The organism is Streptomyces sp. NBC_01635 (genome assembly GCF_045209715.1).
In the GTDB taxonomy this organism is placed as follows: Bacteria; Actinomycetota; Actinomycetes; order Streptomycetales; family Streptomycetaceae; genus Streptomyces; species Streptomyces hirsutus.
In genome coordinates this window covers 736,525-750,396 of sequence record NZ_CP109277.1, presented here as the reverse complement: position 1 = coordinate 750,396, position 13,872 = coordinate 736,525, and the positions used below count along the sequence as shown (strand labels likewise).

The following is a 13,872-nucleotide window of genomic DNA, read 5'->3' as shown; positions in this document are numbered from 1 at the left end:
CTGCACCTGCCGTATCCGGCTTCAGGGGAGGACCACCGCCGATGGCGTCGTCGCCGGCAAGACCACTCGACCACCGCTACCGGGGCGAGCACCCGGTCCGGACCCTCGCCTATCTCCTCCGGGCCGACCGCGGCCGGCTCGCCGCCGCGGTCGGCGTCTTCACGGTCAAGCACAGCCCCATCTGGCTGCTGCCGCTGATCACCGCATCCATCATCGACACCGTGGTGCAGCACCGGCCGATCTCGCAGCTCTGGACCAGCACCGGCGTCATCATGTTCATCCTGCTGGTCAACTACCCGCTGCACCTGCTCTACGTGCGCCTCCTGTACGGCAGCGTCCGCCGCATGGGCACCGCCCTGCGCTCCGCCCTGTGCACGCGGATGCAGCAGCTCTCCATCGGTTACCACTCCCGCGTGAGCGCCGGTGTGCTCCAGGCCAAGGTCGTGCGGGACGTGGAGACCGTCGAGCAGATGGTGCAGCAGACCGCGGAGATGGGGCTCGGCGCGATCACCGTACTCATCGGCGGACTGGTCATCATCGCCCTCCGCACGCCCGAGTTCCTGCCCGTCTTCCTGGTCGTCGTGCCCACCGCCGCCCTGCTCGTGGCCCGGCTGCGGTCCCGTCTGCGGACCCACAACGAGCACTTCCGGCACGAGGTGGAGACCCTGTCGTCCCGGGTGACGGAGATGACCCGGCTCATCCCGGTCACCCGCGCCCACGGACTGGAGGGCAAGGCCCTGCGCCGGATGGACGGCACCCTGAACCGGCTGCTCACCTCCGGGATGCGCCTGGACCTGGTCAACGGCCGGTTCGGCTCGCTGGCCTGGGTGGCGCTCAACGTGGTGGGCGTCCTCGTCCTGGCCGGCGCGGCGCTGATCTCGTACTACGACGTCTGGGGCGTCAGCGCCGGCGACATCGTCATGCTGAGCGCCTTCCTGACCACACTCACCAACTCCACGACGACACTGGCGGGCCTGGCCCCGGTCATCACCAAGGGCCTCGAGTCCGTGCGCTCGGTCGGCGAGGTTCTCCAGGCGCCCGAACTGGAGGACAACGAGGGCAGGTCGGAGGTCACCGCCCTGCGCGGCGCGGTCACGTTCGAAGGCGTGGGCCACGCCTACGAACGGGACGAGCGTCCCGCCGTACGCGACTTCACCCTCGACGTCGCCCCGGGCGAGACCGTCGCCTTCGTGGGCGCCTCGGGGGCCGGCAAGTCCACCGTGCTCAACCTCGTCATAGGCTTCATCCGCCCGACCTCGGGCCGTCTGCTCCTCGACGGCGCCGACATGAACGGCCTCGACCTGCGCACCTACCGGCGCTTCCTGTCGGTCGTGCCCCAGGAGTCGATCCTCTTCGACGGCACGATCAGGGAGAACGTGGCCTACGGCATGGACGACGCCGACGAGGAGTCGGTGCGGTCCGCACTGCGCGACGCCAACGCGCTGGAGTTCGTCGACCGGCTGCCCCAGGGCCTCGACACCCTCGTCGGGGAGCGCGGAGCCCGCCTGTCCGGCGGACAGCGCCAGCGCCTCGCCATCGCCCGCGCCCTGATCAGGGACCCCAAGGTACTCGTCCTCGACGAGGCGACCTCGGCGCTGGACACCCGCTCCGAGGCGCTGGTCCAGGAGGCGCTCGCCCGGCTGCTGCGCGGGCGGACCACCTTCGTCGTGGCGCACCGGCTGTCCACCGTGCGCGGTGCCGACCGGATCGTGGTCATGGCGGACGGCCGGATCCAGGAGATCGGCACCCACGAGGAACTGCTGCGACGGGGAGGGGCGTACACCGCACTGCACAGCGGGCAGGCGGCCTGACGGGCGGCCGGGCCACCCGTCAGGTGTCCATCAGTCCATTCCGTCCGGCTGTCCATTCCGTCCGGCCGGACGGACAGCCGGACGGAATGGACTACTTCCGGGCGATGCGGGTAGGCGCAGTCACACACCCAGAGAGAGGCGCCTTCGTGCTGGTACCGGATCCCAAGACCGTCAGACGACTGCTGACGCGTTACGCGACGCTGCGGATCGCGCAGGCGGAGCGGCACTCGCCCGTCGCGGCGCGCGAGCTGGAGGACATCACCTACACGCTCTGCGTGATGACGGGAACGGCCGGCATCCGTGAAGCCGTCACCCGCGCGGACGCGCTGCTCGCCCAGGAGCAGACCGCGCCCGCCGGCCGGACCACGGACCCGGACGGCGAGAAAGGCCGGTGCCTGACCGTGTGACCGGAGGCTACGAGCCGGTGCCCGCGACGGGCCGTCCGACGGGCCGTCGGCCGTGGAACGCCGACCGGTACGCGTACGGCGTGGTGCCCACCACCTTGCGGAACCGCTCGCGGAACGCCGTGGGCGAGCCGAACCCGGACTGCTGGGCGATCCGCTCGACCGTGTAGTCGCTGTTCTCCAGCAGGTACTGGGCGCGCCGTACCCGCGCCCGCAGCAGCCACTGCACCGGCGTGGTGCCCGTCTGCTCGCGGAAACGGCGGCCGAAGGTGCGCTCGCTCATCCCGGCACGCGCCGCCATCGCCCCGAGGGTGACCTCGTGCGCCAGGTTGTCCTCGATCCACTCGAACAGTGGCTCGAAGGCCGACCCGCGGGGCACGGGCGGGTGCTTGTGCACGATGAACTGGGCCTGTCCGCCCTCCCGTTCCAACGGCATGACGGACATCCGGGCCGTGTTCGCGGCCACCGCCGAGCCGAGGTCCCGGCGGACCATGTGCAGGCACATGTCCAGCGCGGCGGCGGCACCGGCCGAGGTGAGGATCTGCCCGTTGTCGACGTAGAGCACGTCAGGCTGCACTTCGACGCGGGGAAAGGAGCGGGCCAGTTGGTCCGCGGCCACCCAGTGCGTGGTGGCGCGCAGCCCGTCCAGCAGCCCTGCCTCCGCCAGCACGAACGCGCCCACGCACACCGAGGCGATCCGGGTGCCCGCCCCGGCCGCCCGGCGCAGCGCCGTGACGACCGCGGGGGAGAGCGGCGGGGCGCCTTCGGCGCGGCCCGGGACGATGATCGTGTCGGCGTCGCCCAGCGCCTCCAGTCCGCGGTCGACGCGCAGGAGCAGCCCGCCGTCCGCCGCCACCTCGGGTGTCTCGGCGCACGGCCGCACCCGGTAGGCGGGCCGGCCGTCGGGCAGCCGCGTCCAGTCGAAGGTCTGCATGGGTGCCGCCATGTCGAACGGAATGACCCGGTCGAGCAGAAGAATCGCCACGGAGTGCATGAACGCCACGATAGGTGGATTCCCGCCACGCGTAAGGGCCGGGGCAGGAGCGGGGAGGTGGTGCGGCGGACCGGAGGAAAGGCAGACGGGCCCGGTTGGCGGGAATCCGTCGGAAGCTGTCGATCCAGCCCCTGGGTGAAGACCCCGAGGGCCCTTAGCGTGAGCCCTTCACCGCTGATCACGCCAAGGAAAGAGCCCCGGTGACCAAGTTCCTGCTGTCCCTGCACGTCCTCGCCGCCATCCTCGCCGTCGGCCCCGTGACCGTCGCGGCGAGCATGTTCCCGCCTGCCGCGCGCCGCGCCGCGCCCGCCGGGGGTGACGGGCCCGTCGCGGCGGCGGTGACCACCGTCGAGGTGCTGCACCGCATCTGCAGGGTCTACTCCCGCATCGGCGTCGCGGTACCCGTGCTCGGGCTGGCCACCGCGCTCGCCATGGGAGTTCTGGGCGACGGCTGGCTCATCACCTCCATCGCGCTCACGGCGGCGGCTGCGGCCGTCCTGATCGCCTTCGTGCTGCCCCGGCAGGACGAACTCGTCGAGCAGCTGGCCCAGCACCGGTCCGTCGACCGGCGGGAGACCATGCGACTGGCCATGTTCACCGGTGTGTTCAACCTGCTGTGGGCGACGGTCACGGTTCTCATGATCGTCCGCCCCGGTTCGACCACGGGTGCCTGACCGGATCCGGCACCGCCCCGTGCCTCCCGCCCCCGGGGCGCGGGGACTATCCCTCGTGTACTCATCTGCGTCAAGTCGTACAGGTGGATTCCCCCTGAAGGATGTCCGGACGCATACACTCGTCAGTCGCGTCCCCGTCCCGGGGCCGACGAAGCAGAGAGGCGCGTTGCAGGGTGTTCAAGGAATCCCCCATCTACGACCGACTCATCACGGAGCGCGGTGATGTGCCCGCACAGGTCCGCAGCGAGGCCGAACGAGTGAACAGGGAACTGGAGCTGGTCATGGGGCCCCTGCAGTCCCCCGGGCACTCCCCGGGCGGCCACGACCGTCAGCAGTCCCCGGGGAACGGCTGGCAGCGCACCGCCCTTCTGCCCGGCCCCAGGCCGCATTGATCCGGGTACCGCCACGGAGGGCGGGCCCGTACCATCACGCTCCCCCGTGCTGACGGGCCCTCAGCATGCCGTGGTGGGCGTCCTGTCGACCTCCACCGTCTCCTCGGGAACGGGCCGCGCCAGCCACTCGGCGACGGTACGCGCGATCGGCTGGCCCGTCTCCACCTCGACGAACCCGAACTGCCCCGACTGATTGCACTCCAGGAACCACCACGTCCCGTCGGCATCCTCGGCGAAGTCGAAGGCCCCGTAGGCCAGTTCGGCCTCACGTAGATAGGTGCGGACGGAGTCGGCGAGGCGCGGCGGTACATCGACCGGCTCCCAGGGTGCCCCGGGCGGCGCGAAACGCACATCCACCTCGACCGGTTCGGGGCCGGGGTCCGCGGCCTTGCGGGCGGCCAGCAGTCGCTCGCCCACGGCGGTGAGCCGGATGTCGGCGCGCTTCGCGATCCGCCGCTGGAGCAGTGTCGGCCCGAACGCCACGGCGGTGAAGTCGGTGTCCGGCGCCACCCTGCTGGTCGGCACGGCCCGCGGCGGATCCTGCGGATGCGCTCCGGAAACGGGCTTGACCACCAGGTCCGGGAACCGTTCGGCGAACTCCCGGGCGGCGCGCGGGAAGGTCGTGATCACGGTGGCCGGCACGGGCAGGCCGCAGCGCTGAGCCAGCCGGAGCTGCCACGGCTTGTGACGTGCCTGCCGGGCCGCGTCCGGATGGTTCATCCAGCGGGCGTCCGAGCCGCGCAGCATCCCGTAGAGAGCCTGAGCGGCCTCCTCGGTCAGCCAGGACGACGGCTGGGCCGCCCGCCCGGCCGGGGTGCCCGGCCGGCGCACCCACACGGACCGCAGTCCGCCGATGCTCACCAGCCGCCCCCCGGTGGAGAGATGGCCGCGAAAGCGGCCGTGCACGTATTCACCCGAGAGCGAGACGCCGGCGGTCAGATCGGCAGGGTCGAGGCGTACCACCGGAACTCCGGAGCCGTGCAGGTGCACGACCACCATGTCGGCGGTCACATCCTCCTCGCAGGTGAGGATCAGTACGGTCATCGTCTGCGGCTCACGGTCAGTCGTCGAAGTGGGTCTTGGAACCCGCCGTGGACGTCGTGGTGCCCACCTCTCGCAACAGTGCGTGATCGCAGGCCGCCACTCGTCCGTCGGCGAGAACGTTCAACTGCAGTCCGGAGTCGTACACATACGGAGTGCTTACGACCAACTCCCGTGCCGGACGTGCGTAGTTGAGCGCGAACGGTTGCATCGTCTCTCCCTCGTCGGTGCTGCGCCGACCAGGCGACGGCCCGCTGTGCACCGCTGCTTGGTCCGCCGACTTGTTTTGGCTTCCAGAGACTTATACGAATCGAACGGGTGGTTGGTTTCCTCACGGAGCGTAGTCGCGGGCGGGTTCGCGATCCGGGCGCCGGGGCGTCGCTCCGGGTGAACCCGCGCCGAGGGAGCCGCGCAGGGAGCGCAGTGCGAGCAGCAGCACGCCGATGTCGTCCAGGTACACCGGGTCGGGCAGCAGGTCGGTCGGCAGGACGAGGTAGAGGACCGCGCCCCAGAACACCCAGCGCGGGCCCGTGGGCAGACCGGCGCGCCGCAGCTCGCGCCGGGTGCGGACCAGTCGCACCATGAGGGCCACGGCGCCGGCCAGCACGGCGGCCGCGGCGACGGCGGCCACGACGAGTACCACGGTGGTCGTGTCCACGGGCTGTCCTCCTCGGAGTGCGGCGCGACACCGGTCTCCTTGTTTGGATGCCCGGGAACGGCTCCGGTATGACCCCCTGGGGGAGCCGACGGAGTGGCACAGGTCATACCGGTGGCCCAGCCGAGTGGCCGTGCCGGGCGTGGGCGCTTAGTAATGGTCCACGTAACGTCGTTCGTCGTACGTCCGGGGGCGAGGAGCGGCCTGAGTCTTCCTTCATGGAGCCGAGCATGACCACCTGCTCATCGACACCCTCGTCGGACACCTCGAGTCCCTCGAGCGACCCGACCGTCTCGACTGCTTCCGGGATATCCGGCGGAACGGACGGGGTCCTCCCGCCGGAGCCGCCACCGACGCCCCTCCCGGCCGCCGGAACGGTCTACGGCACCGGTGGACTGCGTCTGGACGTGGACCTGGCGGAGTCCCTACGCCTGGAGGAGGGGCGGGATCGGCAGCAGTACGGCGACCCCGTGGGCAACCTGGTGTACGCGGCGGTGTCGGACCGCCCCCCGGACGAGGTCGCCGACCTCATCACGTCACTGGCCCGTTCACCCGAACACACCCGGGCCGTGGTCGACATCCTGCGCGTCATCGGGGTGAGCCGCCCCGTGGAGGACGTGGCCCGTCTGGTCGCCCTGCTGACCAGGCCGCCCCGCGACGCCGACAGTGCGGACGAGGCGATCCGGGCCGCCGCGGCGCACCGCCCGGTGGAGGACGTGACCCGGCTGGTGGCGCTGCTGCACAGCGAGCAGCTGGCACCCCACTGCCGTGAGGAGGCACTGCGGGCCGCCGCCTCCGGCCGCTCCGTCGAGGAACTGATCGAGCTGATAGACCGTCTGGCCGCGCAGCCCCCGCCGGATCGCCCCGACCGCCCCACGTCCGAACCGTCCTGGTACGAGGACGAGCGCGGGGACCGGCGCCGGGAGGAGCGCGGGGGCGTGCGGGACGACGAGCACTGTAGGAGACCGGACGCGGGTTTCCCGCCCCCGTACCGCGGCGCCCCGGGCGCGGCGGCCCTGCACTCGAGGCGGCGGATCCGGCGCCCCCGCCAGGCGCACGCGCAGCCCGTCCGGTCCATGACCTGGTCGAGCTGGTCCGCCGCGGTGGCCCTCGCCGTGTGTGCGGTGGTCCACTTCCCGCTGCGGGGCGACGGTTTCTCCCTGGTCCCGCACGCCCTCGCGGTCGGTCTGCCGGTGCTCTGCACGGCGCTGGCCCTGTTCCTGGTCGTACGCCCCGGCGTGCTCGTACTGGCGGCGGCGGTCGTGCTGCCGGCCGCCCTGGCCGGGACCCACGCCTCCGGCGGTACCTTCCCGTCCGCCGTCCTGTCCCGGGCCGTCGGCCTCGCACTCGCCCCGCAGTGGCTCGCCGGCGCGGCGGCCGTCGTCGCCGCGCTCCTGGCGCTGACGGCGCTGGTCGTCCGGGTGGTGTCCCCGTTCCCCGGCAGACACTGGGCGGTGTGGGCGGCGCCCGGCACACCCCGGATGCCGGACTGACCGCCGTGCGGCCCGGGAGGCGTGCCGCCCCGACGGGCGGCCGGCCCTCGCCTGCCCGGCCCTCGCCTGTCCGGCACGATCCGCCGGACAGGCCGCCCTACGGGCCGGAGGACGTCGACTGCGCGTCGGCGGCGGGCAGGGCGGCCCGGCGATCTTCGCCGGCAGGCGACGGACGGCGTGCCCTGGAGCCGAACCCCAGGCGCTCGAACGTGCGGGTCAGCCGCTGCATCGGGGACGGAGCCGGCGTGCCGGGCGGCAGAGCCCGGACGCTCGAGGCTCCGGCGGCCCCCCGGTACGCGGTCAGCGCCTCGTGGGCGCTCTCGGCGGCCTCCCGGTACAGGTCGCGGGACGTGGTCATGGCCTCCAGCGCCTCGGCGTACAGGGAGACCAGCCGGCGCTCGCGGGCGAGTTCCTCCTCCAGGTTCAGCAGACGCCAGTCCTCCCGCAGCGCGGTCAGCGCCGCCTCGGCCCCGGCCGGCAGCGGACGCGGCAGGGCCGCGAACCGGGTCACCGCGTCGACGAGGTCGGCCGGCCGGGTGCCGTCCAGGAAGACCGCGCGCACCGAGAACCCTCCGGCGTCGTAGCCGTCCGGGACCGGGCTGCCGGGCAGGACCACAGCGCCGCCGCGCGGTACTTCGACGCCACAGTCGCGCAGCGCCCAGTTCACGACCCGCAGCTGGTGCGGTGCGGCCCGGTGCTCCACCACACGGTGCCGCAGGCCCGGCGGCAGCCAGCGCGCGAGCGGCACCCGGCCGCGGTCGTCCGTGGTCATCGCCTCGTGGACGACGACGTGGATGTTCCACCCGTTCGGGTGTCGCGCGCAGTCGCGCATCAGCCGCCGTACGGCCTTGTCGTCCTCGGGGAGCGGACTGATCTCTCCCAGCCGCAGTCCTGCGGCCGCGTCGTGATTCCACTCCACGGCCGGTTCGTCCATGGGCCAGAACATGCCGGTGGGGGACGGCCACATGAGGTCCCACGGCTGTTCGGCCTCGGCGACCAGGACCCAGGGCCGGTCTCCGCCGGTACCGGGTCCGACACTCAGCCGGGCACGTACGGTCACCGAGCCGGCGACCCGGGTACGGGCCTGGAACACCAGGTCCGGCGTGTCGTGCCGCGGATCCGGCCCTGCCTCGGGCGGCTCTTCGGGCAGTTCCAGGAAGGAGTCGATGTCCCCGCTGCCCTCCAGCCGGTGCAGGGTGCGCCGGAGTACGTCGTGTGCGGAGTGTGCGGCGGTCCCGGAGTACCGGCCGGCGGTCAGCCAGACGGAGGGCGGGATCAGGGGGCGGGCTGTGGGTGAGGGAGGCATGGGTCCAGGGGTGAACGGGGGCACGTGCTTCCTGCCATTGTCGTCGCTGTCGGACGGCGGGACCGACACGGGGTGATCGCCGGACGGCGTTTCCCGTTCCCGCTACCCGTGCGGTGGGGCCCCATGTGTCACGTGTCACCCCCGTACGGGTCATCCCCTGTGTCATGTGCGCATGCGGGCGCCGCGCGCGGGGTGTGCGGGGTGTGCGGCGCGCACACGTGGTGGAGCGCCGTCACCCGTGGTCGCGGCAGTTGCCCGGTCACCACGATGGGCCCCGCGAGCAGGGCCGGCCCACCATCCGCCCAGGGGAGGGCCCTGCCCGCGCCCTGCCGCTCCGAGGCCCCTCCCGGCGGTCGTGCCCGACCCCGAAAAGCGCCGACGGTACCAGCGTCGAAGGGGTCATGCCGCATATTCCAAGGGAAAACACCAAAGCCCACACCTCGGTCGAGCACACAGCGTAGCTTCGACGTCACGTTCGCGGTACGGCCGTGCGATGGAGGGGGATCCGGCGTGCCCGGAATCGATGAGAGCCTGCTGGAAGCCATGCGACTGCCCGGTGCGCGAGGAGCGCTGGTGGTCGACTGGATCAGTGGACTCGCGCTCGGCGCGGTGGGCGAGGCACCGGGCGACGACCCGGAGGCCACGGCGGCGGAGACCGCCGAACTCGCCCGCCTCGCCATGGAGAGCGGCACACTCGCACCGGCCGACGGCGCGGCGTCCGTTCTGTCCGGCAAGGAACCGCCCGTCCAGGACCTGATCCTCACCACCGTCGACGCGTACCACCTGCTCCGGTTCGTGATCACGACCTTCGACAGCACCGTCTTCCTGTACCTGTGGCTCGACCGCAGCGAAGGCAACCTGGCCCTGGCCCGCATCCGGCTGGCCGAGATGGCGGACCGGCTGGTGCTCGGATGACCACCGCGGCAGCCACCGACGGATCGGCGCCCGCCATGCTCGGCAGTCTCGCGGCCGACCGCGCCACCGGGGCCCTCTCCACCGAGTCCGGGGTCTTCTACCTGGCGGCGGGACACGTGGTCCACGTCGAATCCGCGTACAGCCCCGACCTCGGCGATCTGCTCACCCGCAGCGGTGCGCTCCCCGCCGACGGCTGGTGGGAGGCGGTCGAGCGGGCCGGTGCCCGCCACCGCGTCGGCCGTCAGCTCGTGGACAGCGGTCGGCTCACCGCCGGCGCGCTGGAGCTGTGCCACCTGGGCGCGCTCTTCGACGCCGCGTACTTCGCGCTCGCCCAGGACACCGCCGCGCTCCGCTTCAGACCCGAGGCCGCCCACTGGTTCGGCGCGGTCCGCCCCGTCCCGGTGGCCGGCGTGCTGCGCGAGTCGCAGCGCCGCCGCGACCTGCTGGACCGCATCTGGCCCGACCCCGCCGTCGACACCGCCCCGCTCACCCGCTTGCCCGGTGCCGACCCGGCGGACCTGCCACCCCGCCGCGGCCGGACCCTCGCCCGGGTCGACGGCGCCAGCACCGCGGCGCAGATCGCCTCGGCCCTCGCGTGCCGCACCTTCCACACCCTCGTCGAGCTGCGCCGCCTGGCAGCCGACGGACTGATCACCCCCGCACCGCCTCCGCCCGTCGCCTCCGTCCGTCCGGGCACCGGCGCATCCGGAGATGCGTGGGACGAGCCCGACACGGCACTGCTGCGACGGCTCCTGGACGCCTTGGAGGCCCTGTGATCCGCGCGCGTCGACAGCGTGCCGAAAGGAGACTGCTCATGGCCGTCGAGACCGACGTGCTGGACGAACTGCGTCGGCTCCGTACCCGGATCCCCCGGCTGGCGGGGTCGCTCGCGGCCACCGTCGACGGACTCGTCCTCGCCCACGACGTGCCCGACACCGAGCCGGAGGGCCTGGCCGCGCTGACCGCCGCCGCGCTCGGGGTTGCGTACCGGATGACGGATGCCGCCGCCCGCGGCGAATTCCGCGAACTGCTGGTGCGCGGCACCCGGGGATACGTGGCGACCTACGCGGCCGGAAGCACCGCGGTGCTCACCCTGCTCGCCGACGACCGGGTCAATGTGGGCCGGCTGCATCTGGAGGGCCGGCGCAGCGGTGCACGGATCGCGGATCTGATCGACACCGGTGTCGGCCCGGGCGGGGGCAGGCACGCGGAACGCGCGGCGCTCGACGCGCACGCCCCCTCGTCCCCGGACACCGACCGCCGGATCGGCACCCTCCCGGTGCGCACCCCGCAGCGGCCGGCACACCAGCCCCGGCCCCAGCCCGGCGGCTGAATCCCGGCTTTTCCCCTCGGCCGGCCCCCGTGACACGACCTGGCGGCCGACCGGAACAACCATTACGACCGAAAGGACACCTCTCATGGCCAACACCGAGACCTCCCTCAAGGACTGCCTCAGCTCCATCGACGGCGCCACGGCCGCCGCGCTCGTCGACTACACCAGCGGCATGGCGCTCGGCACGATCGGCGGCGGCAAGGACTTCAACCTGGAGATCGCCGCCGCGGGCAACACCGACGTCGTGCGCTCGAAACTGCGCACCATGGAACTCCTGGGGCTGAAGGAAGAGATCGACGACATTCTCATCACCCTGGGCACCCAGTACCACCTGATCCGCCCGATCAAGGGACGCGGCGGCAACGGGCTGTTCCTGTACCTGGTGCTGGACAGCGGCCGCTCCAACCTGGCGATGGCCCGCCACCAGCTGCGCCGGATCGAGAACGATCTGGAGGTCTGAGGCAGCACCGTCGCGGACCGGTCCGGGCCGCGACGGATGGGGCCCTTCGCGCGCGGTACGGGAAGGGCCCCACCCGTCGTACGACGCGGTCAGGCTGCTTCGGGGAGCCACAGATCGGGACCGAAGACCTCGTAGCCGATCCGCCGGGCGGGGACGCCCGCGCCCAGGAGCCGGCCGCGCGCCGTACGCATGAACGGCAGCGGGCCGCACAGATACACTGACGCGTCCGCCGGGACGTCGATCCCGGTGAGGTCCATCAGGCCGCTGCGCGCCTCGGGCTCCGCGGAGCCCGGCCGCTCGTACCAGAAGACCGCACGGGCGTCCGGCAGTCGCTCCACCAGGGCCCGTACCTCGGTGCGCAGGGCGTGCTCCTCGGGAGAGGTGTCGGCGTGCAGCACCAGGACCCGGCGCGTCGAGCCGGTCGCCGCGAGCCGGGCGAGCATGCCCACCATGGGCGTGCAGCCGATCCCGGCCGAGACCAGCACCAGCGGGGCGTCCGTCTCGTCGAGGGCCACGTCGCCGGCCGGCACGGACAGGGCGAGTTCGTCACCGGCGCGGGTGTGCGCGTGGAGCAGGTCGGAGACCTCCCCGTCCGGTGTCCCCGAGACCCCGGTGACCCGCTTGACGGTGATGCGCCGGAGGTCGCCGCCGGGGTCCGAGGACAGGCTGTACTGGCGCAGTTGGTGCACCCCGTCGGGCATCCGCAGCCGTACGCTCACGTACTGTCCGGCCCGTGCGCGCGGTGCCGGCTCGCCGTCGGCCGGGCGCAGCACGAACGACACGACGTCGGCGGTCTCCTCGCGCCGTTCGACGACCGTCCACCGCTGCCAGATGTCGCCCGGCGCGACCCCCGCCTCCTGGTAGAGGCGAGCCTCCTGTCCGATGAGGGCGCCTGCCATCAGCCAGTACACCTCGTCCCAGGCCGCGGCCACTTCGGAGGTGACGGCGTCGCCGAGGACCTCCGCTATCGCACCGAACAGGTACTTGTGCACGATCGTGTACTGGTCGTCGGTGACCCCGACCGCGATGTGCTTGTGCGCGATCCGCGCCAGCAGGGCGTCCGGCCGGGTGTCGGGGTCGGCGAGCAGCGCCCGCGCGAAACCGGCGATGGAACCGGCCAGCGCCCGGCGCTGGACCCCGCTGGCCTGATTGCCCCGGTTGAACATGCCGTCCAGGAGTTCGGGGCGGTCGCGGAACATCGCACCGTAGAAACGCGCGGTGATCTCGTCGAGAGCTCCGGCCACGGCGGGAAGGGTGGCCCGGACCACTGCGGCGGATTCTTCGGACAGCATGAGGTCTCCCAACGACATGGCGGGGTGCGGGTTTTGGGCCGCCGTTCCGGACCGGCGGCACCTTCTGTATAGCAATCCGACGAGTGTGTTTCCGGAGGTAACCACCGCTCGTGGGGTGCTGCGGGCCCATTGGCCCGGCAGGAGAGGACCTTCGGTCCCGGGCGGCGCCCCGGGAACGGGGCCGGTCGGCTCGGCCCCGGGACTCGTGGGGCGTTGTTCAGGGGCGGGGGCCTTCGCCCGCCACGGGACGGGCGGCGGCCCCGTCGAGCTCCGCCGGCAGGCGGGGGAGGAGTTCGAACACGCCGGTGAGCCGGGCGTGGTGGAGGACCCGCAGCAGGCCGGGGCTGCGCGTGATCAGCCGCAGCCGCCCGCCCCGGGACAGGGCCCGCCGGCGCGCACGGCACAGCGCGCGCAGGCCCGAGCAGTCGATGAACGCCACGGCGCGCAGATCGAGCACCAGGTCGGGGAAGGCGCCGGAGGTCAGGACGTCCAGGCGTTGGGACAGGGCCGGCGCGGTGAGCAGGTCGAGTTCGCCCCGCGGGGCGACGAGCGTCGTTCCGGCGATCCGTCGCTCGGTCGGCTCCACCGCGTGCCTGCCGTGGTTTTCGGGCATACCGGCCAGTCAACCCGCGGTGACGAGCCCGCCGGTAGGGCCGCCCGGCCCTACCGCGCGGGCCACCGGTGCCGCATGGCACTACCCGCCGGTAGGAAACCCGCGTACGGGCGCCGGGCCGGCAACGGCGGGACGGCCCGGCGGTCCAGTGGTTCGCACCCGTCGGTACCGTGGACGGGAGCGGCACCGCGGGGGATCGGCGCCGCTCCCGTCTCCGACGATGGCCCGGCCGTCCGGCGTGCTCCAGATGCCGATGGTCCCCGGCACCCGGACCGACCGGCCCTGCCCGCTCCCGAGGAGCTCCGGAGCCCGTCCGGAGCGTCGGGGGAGTCGACCGGCCGGCCGGAAGGGCGCGGGACCCCGGCGGAGAACAGGCGGCCCGACAGGAATCAGGGCCGATCGGCCCTGGCCGTTCGGCCCTGGCCGTTCGGCCCTGGATCGAGAAGGATCCTGGTGGGGGACCTCCCGGCGGCCGGCGTCCGGGAGCAC

General features: G+C 72.9%; 16 protein-coding genes. 9 read left to right on the top strand and 7 right to left on the bottom strand.

Going from position 1 to position 13,872, the window contains the following annotated elements; translation table 11 throughout:
* The first annotated feature begins 41 nt into the window (after positions 1–41).
* Positions 42–1,811: an ABC transporter ATP-binding protein gene (locus tag OHB56_RS03780; RefSeq protein WP_350855180.1), complete on the top strand. Its 1,770-nt coding sequence runs from the start codon at positions 42–44 to the stop codon at positions 1,809–1,811.
* A gap of 146 nt (positions 1,812–1,957) precedes the next feature.
* A complete protein-coding gene (locus OHB56_RS03775; protein ID WP_326756540.1) occupies positions 1,958–2,218 on the top strand; it encodes a DUF5133 domain-containing protein in 261 nt (86 codons plus the stop codon).
* A gap of 7 nt (positions 2,219–2,225) precedes the next feature.
* Here OHB56_RS03775 and OHB56_RS03770 read toward each other — a convergent pair whose 3' ends face one another.
* Entirely contained in the window at positions 2,226–3,209 is a 984-nt protein-coding gene (locus OHB56_RS03770) for a helix-turn-helix domain-containing protein (RefSeq protein ID WP_326756541.1), read from the bottom strand.
* 200 nt (positions 3,210–3,409) lie between these two features.
* Between OHB56_RS03770 and OHB56_RS03765 the strand changes: the two genes are divergently transcribed.
* Together OHB56_RS03765 and OHB56_RS03760 are read left to right on the top strand one after the other, a co-directional pair.
* Positions 3,410–3,883: a DUF2269 family protein gene (locus OHB56_RS03765; protein WP_388435035.1), complete on the top strand. Its 474-nt coding sequence runs from the start codon at positions 3,410–3,412 to the stop codon at positions 3,881–3,883.
* A gap of 173 nt (positions 3,884–4,056) precedes the next feature.
* Positions 4,057–4,275 (top strand): hypothetical protein, encoded by a 219-nt coding sequence (locus tag OHB56_RS03760; RefSeq protein WP_326756543.1) that lies wholly within the window; start codon positions 4,057–4,059, stop codon positions 4,273–4,275.
* Positions 4,276–4,335: 60 nt separating this feature from the next.
* Here the strand turns inward: OHB56_RS03760 and tgmB are convergent, their stop codons facing one another.
* The 3 genes from tgmB to OHB56_RS03745 form a co-directional block, all read right to left on the bottom strand.
* On the bottom strand, positions 4,336–5,319 hold the full coding sequence (tgmB, locus tag OHB56_RS03755) for an ATP-grasp ribosomal peptide maturase (RefSeq protein WP_406351599.1): 984 nt from the start codon (positions 5,317–5,319) through the stop codon (positions 4,336–4,338).
* Between the two features lie 16 nt (positions 5,320–5,335).
* Complete coding sequence (gene tgmA, locus OHB56_RS03750; protein ID WP_055593662.1) at positions 5,336–5,527, bottom strand: putative ATP-grasp-modified RiPP; 192 nt, start codon at positions 5,525–5,527, stop codon at positions 5,336–5,338.
* Between the two features lie 120 nt (positions 5,528–5,647).
* Positions 5,648–5,974, bottom strand: coding sequence for a YkvA family protein (locus OHB56_RS03745; RefSeq protein ID WP_326756545.1), 327 nt, complete (start codon positions 5,972–5,974; stop codon positions 5,648–5,650).
* Between the two features lie 227 nt (positions 5,975–6,201).
* On the opposite strand from OHB56_RS03745, the gene OHB56_RS03740 reads away from it, so the two are divergent.
* Positions 6,202–7,464 (top strand): hypothetical protein, encoded by a 1,263-nt coding sequence (locus OHB56_RS03740; RefSeq protein ID WP_406351597.1) that lies wholly within the window; start codon positions 6,202–6,204, stop codon positions 7,462–7,464.
* A gap of 97 nt (positions 7,465–7,561) precedes the next feature.
* Here OHB56_RS03740 and OHB56_RS03735 read toward each other — a convergent pair whose 3' ends face one another.
* The gene (locus tag OHB56_RS03735) at positions 7,562–8,770 is read right to left on the bottom strand and encodes a hypothetical protein (RefSeq protein ID WP_406351595.1); all 1,209 of its coding nucleotides are present in this window, start codon (positions 8,768–8,770) and stop codon (positions 7,562–7,564) included.
* A gap of 510 nt (positions 8,771–9,280) precedes the next feature.
* Between OHB56_RS03735 and OHB56_RS03730 the strand changes: the two genes are divergently transcribed.
* The 4 genes from OHB56_RS03730 to OHB56_RS03715 all read left to right on the top strand — a co-directional run bounded on the left by OHB56_RS03730 (position 9,281) and on the right by OHB56_RS03715 (position 11,478).
* Positions 9,281–9,685: a hypothetical protein gene (locus OHB56_RS03730; protein WP_055625515.1), complete on the top strand. Its 405-nt coding sequence runs from the start codon at positions 9,281–9,283 to the stop codon at positions 9,683–9,685.
* The gene (locus OHB56_RS03725; RefSeq protein WP_406351593.1) at positions 9,682–10,461 is read left to right on the top strand and encodes a hypothetical protein; all 780 of its coding nucleotides are present in this window, start codon (positions 9,682–9,684) and stop codon (positions 10,459–10,461) included. The genes OHB56_RS03730 and OHB56_RS03725 overlap by 4 nt, the downstream gene beginning before the upstream one ends.
* 38 nt (positions 10,462–10,499) lie before the next feature.
* Positions 10,500–11,018 (top strand): roadblock/LC7 domain-containing protein, encoded by a 519-nt coding sequence (locus OHB56_RS03720; protein ID WP_326756549.1) that lies wholly within the window; start codon positions 10,500–10,502, stop codon positions 11,016–11,018.
* Between the two features lie 85 nt (positions 11,019–11,103).
* Entirely contained in the window at positions 11,104–11,478 is a 375-nt protein-coding gene (locus OHB56_RS03715) for a hypothetical protein (RefSeq protein ID WP_326756550.1), read from the top strand.
* Positions 11,479–11,567: 89 nt separating this feature from the next.
* Here OHB56_RS03715 and OHB56_RS03710 read toward each other — a convergent pair whose 3' ends face one another.
* A complete protein-coding gene (locus OHB56_RS03710; protein WP_326756551.1) occupies positions 11,568–12,770 on the bottom strand; it encodes a globin domain-containing protein in 1,203 nt (400 codons plus the stop codon).
* 217 nt (positions 12,771–12,987) lie between these two features.
* A complete protein-coding gene (locus tag OHB56_RS03705) occupies positions 12,988–13,383 on the bottom strand; it encodes an STAS domain-containing protein (protein WP_326756552.1) in 396 nt (131 codons plus the stop codon).
* Positions 13,384–13,872 lie beyond the last annotated feature (489 nt).

Coding starts and splice junctions, on each gene's coding strand:
- OHB56_RS03770 (WP_326756541.1), bottom strand. CDS start 3,209: ATGCACTCCGTGGCGATTCTTCTGCTCGACCGGGTCATTCCGTTCGAC.
- tgmA (WP_055593662.1), bottom strand. CDS start 5,527: ATGCAACCGTTCGCGCTCAACTACGCACGTCCGGCACGGGAGTTGGTC.
- OHB56_RS03710 (WP_326756551.1), bottom strand. CDS start 12,770: ATGCTGTCCGAAGAATCCGCCGCAGTGGTCCGGGCCACCCTTCCCGCC.
- OHB56_RS03715 (WP_326756550.1), top strand. CDS start 11,104: ATGGCCAACACCGAGACCTCCCTCAAGGACTGCCTCAGCTCCATCGAC.
- OHB56_RS03705 (WP_326756552.1), bottom strand. CDS start 13,383: ATGCCCGAAAACCACGGCAGGCACGCGGTGGAGCCGACCGAGCGACGG.
- OHB56_RS03725 (WP_406351593.1), top strand. CDS start 9,682: ATGACCACCGCGGCAGCCACCGACGGATCGGCGCCCGCCATGCTCGGC.
- tgmB (WP_406351599.1), bottom strand. CDS start 5,319: ATGACCGTACTGATCCTCACCTGCGAGGAGGATGTGACCGCCGACATG.
- OHB56_RS03720 (WP_326756549.1), top strand. CDS start 10,500: ATGGCCGTCGAGACCGACGTGCTGGACGAACTGCGTCGGCTCCGTACC.
- OHB56_RS03780 (WP_350855180.1), top strand. CDS start 42: ATGGCGTCGTCGCCGGCAAGACCACTCGACCACCGCTACCGGGGCGAG.
- OHB56_RS03735 (WP_406351595.1), bottom strand. CDS start 8,770: ATGCCTCCCTCACCCACAGCCCGCCCCCTGATCCCGCCCTCCGTCTGG.
- OHB56_RS03740 (WP_406351597.1), top strand. CDS start 6,202: ATGACCACCTGCTCATCGACACCCTCGTCGGACACCTCGAGTCCCTCG.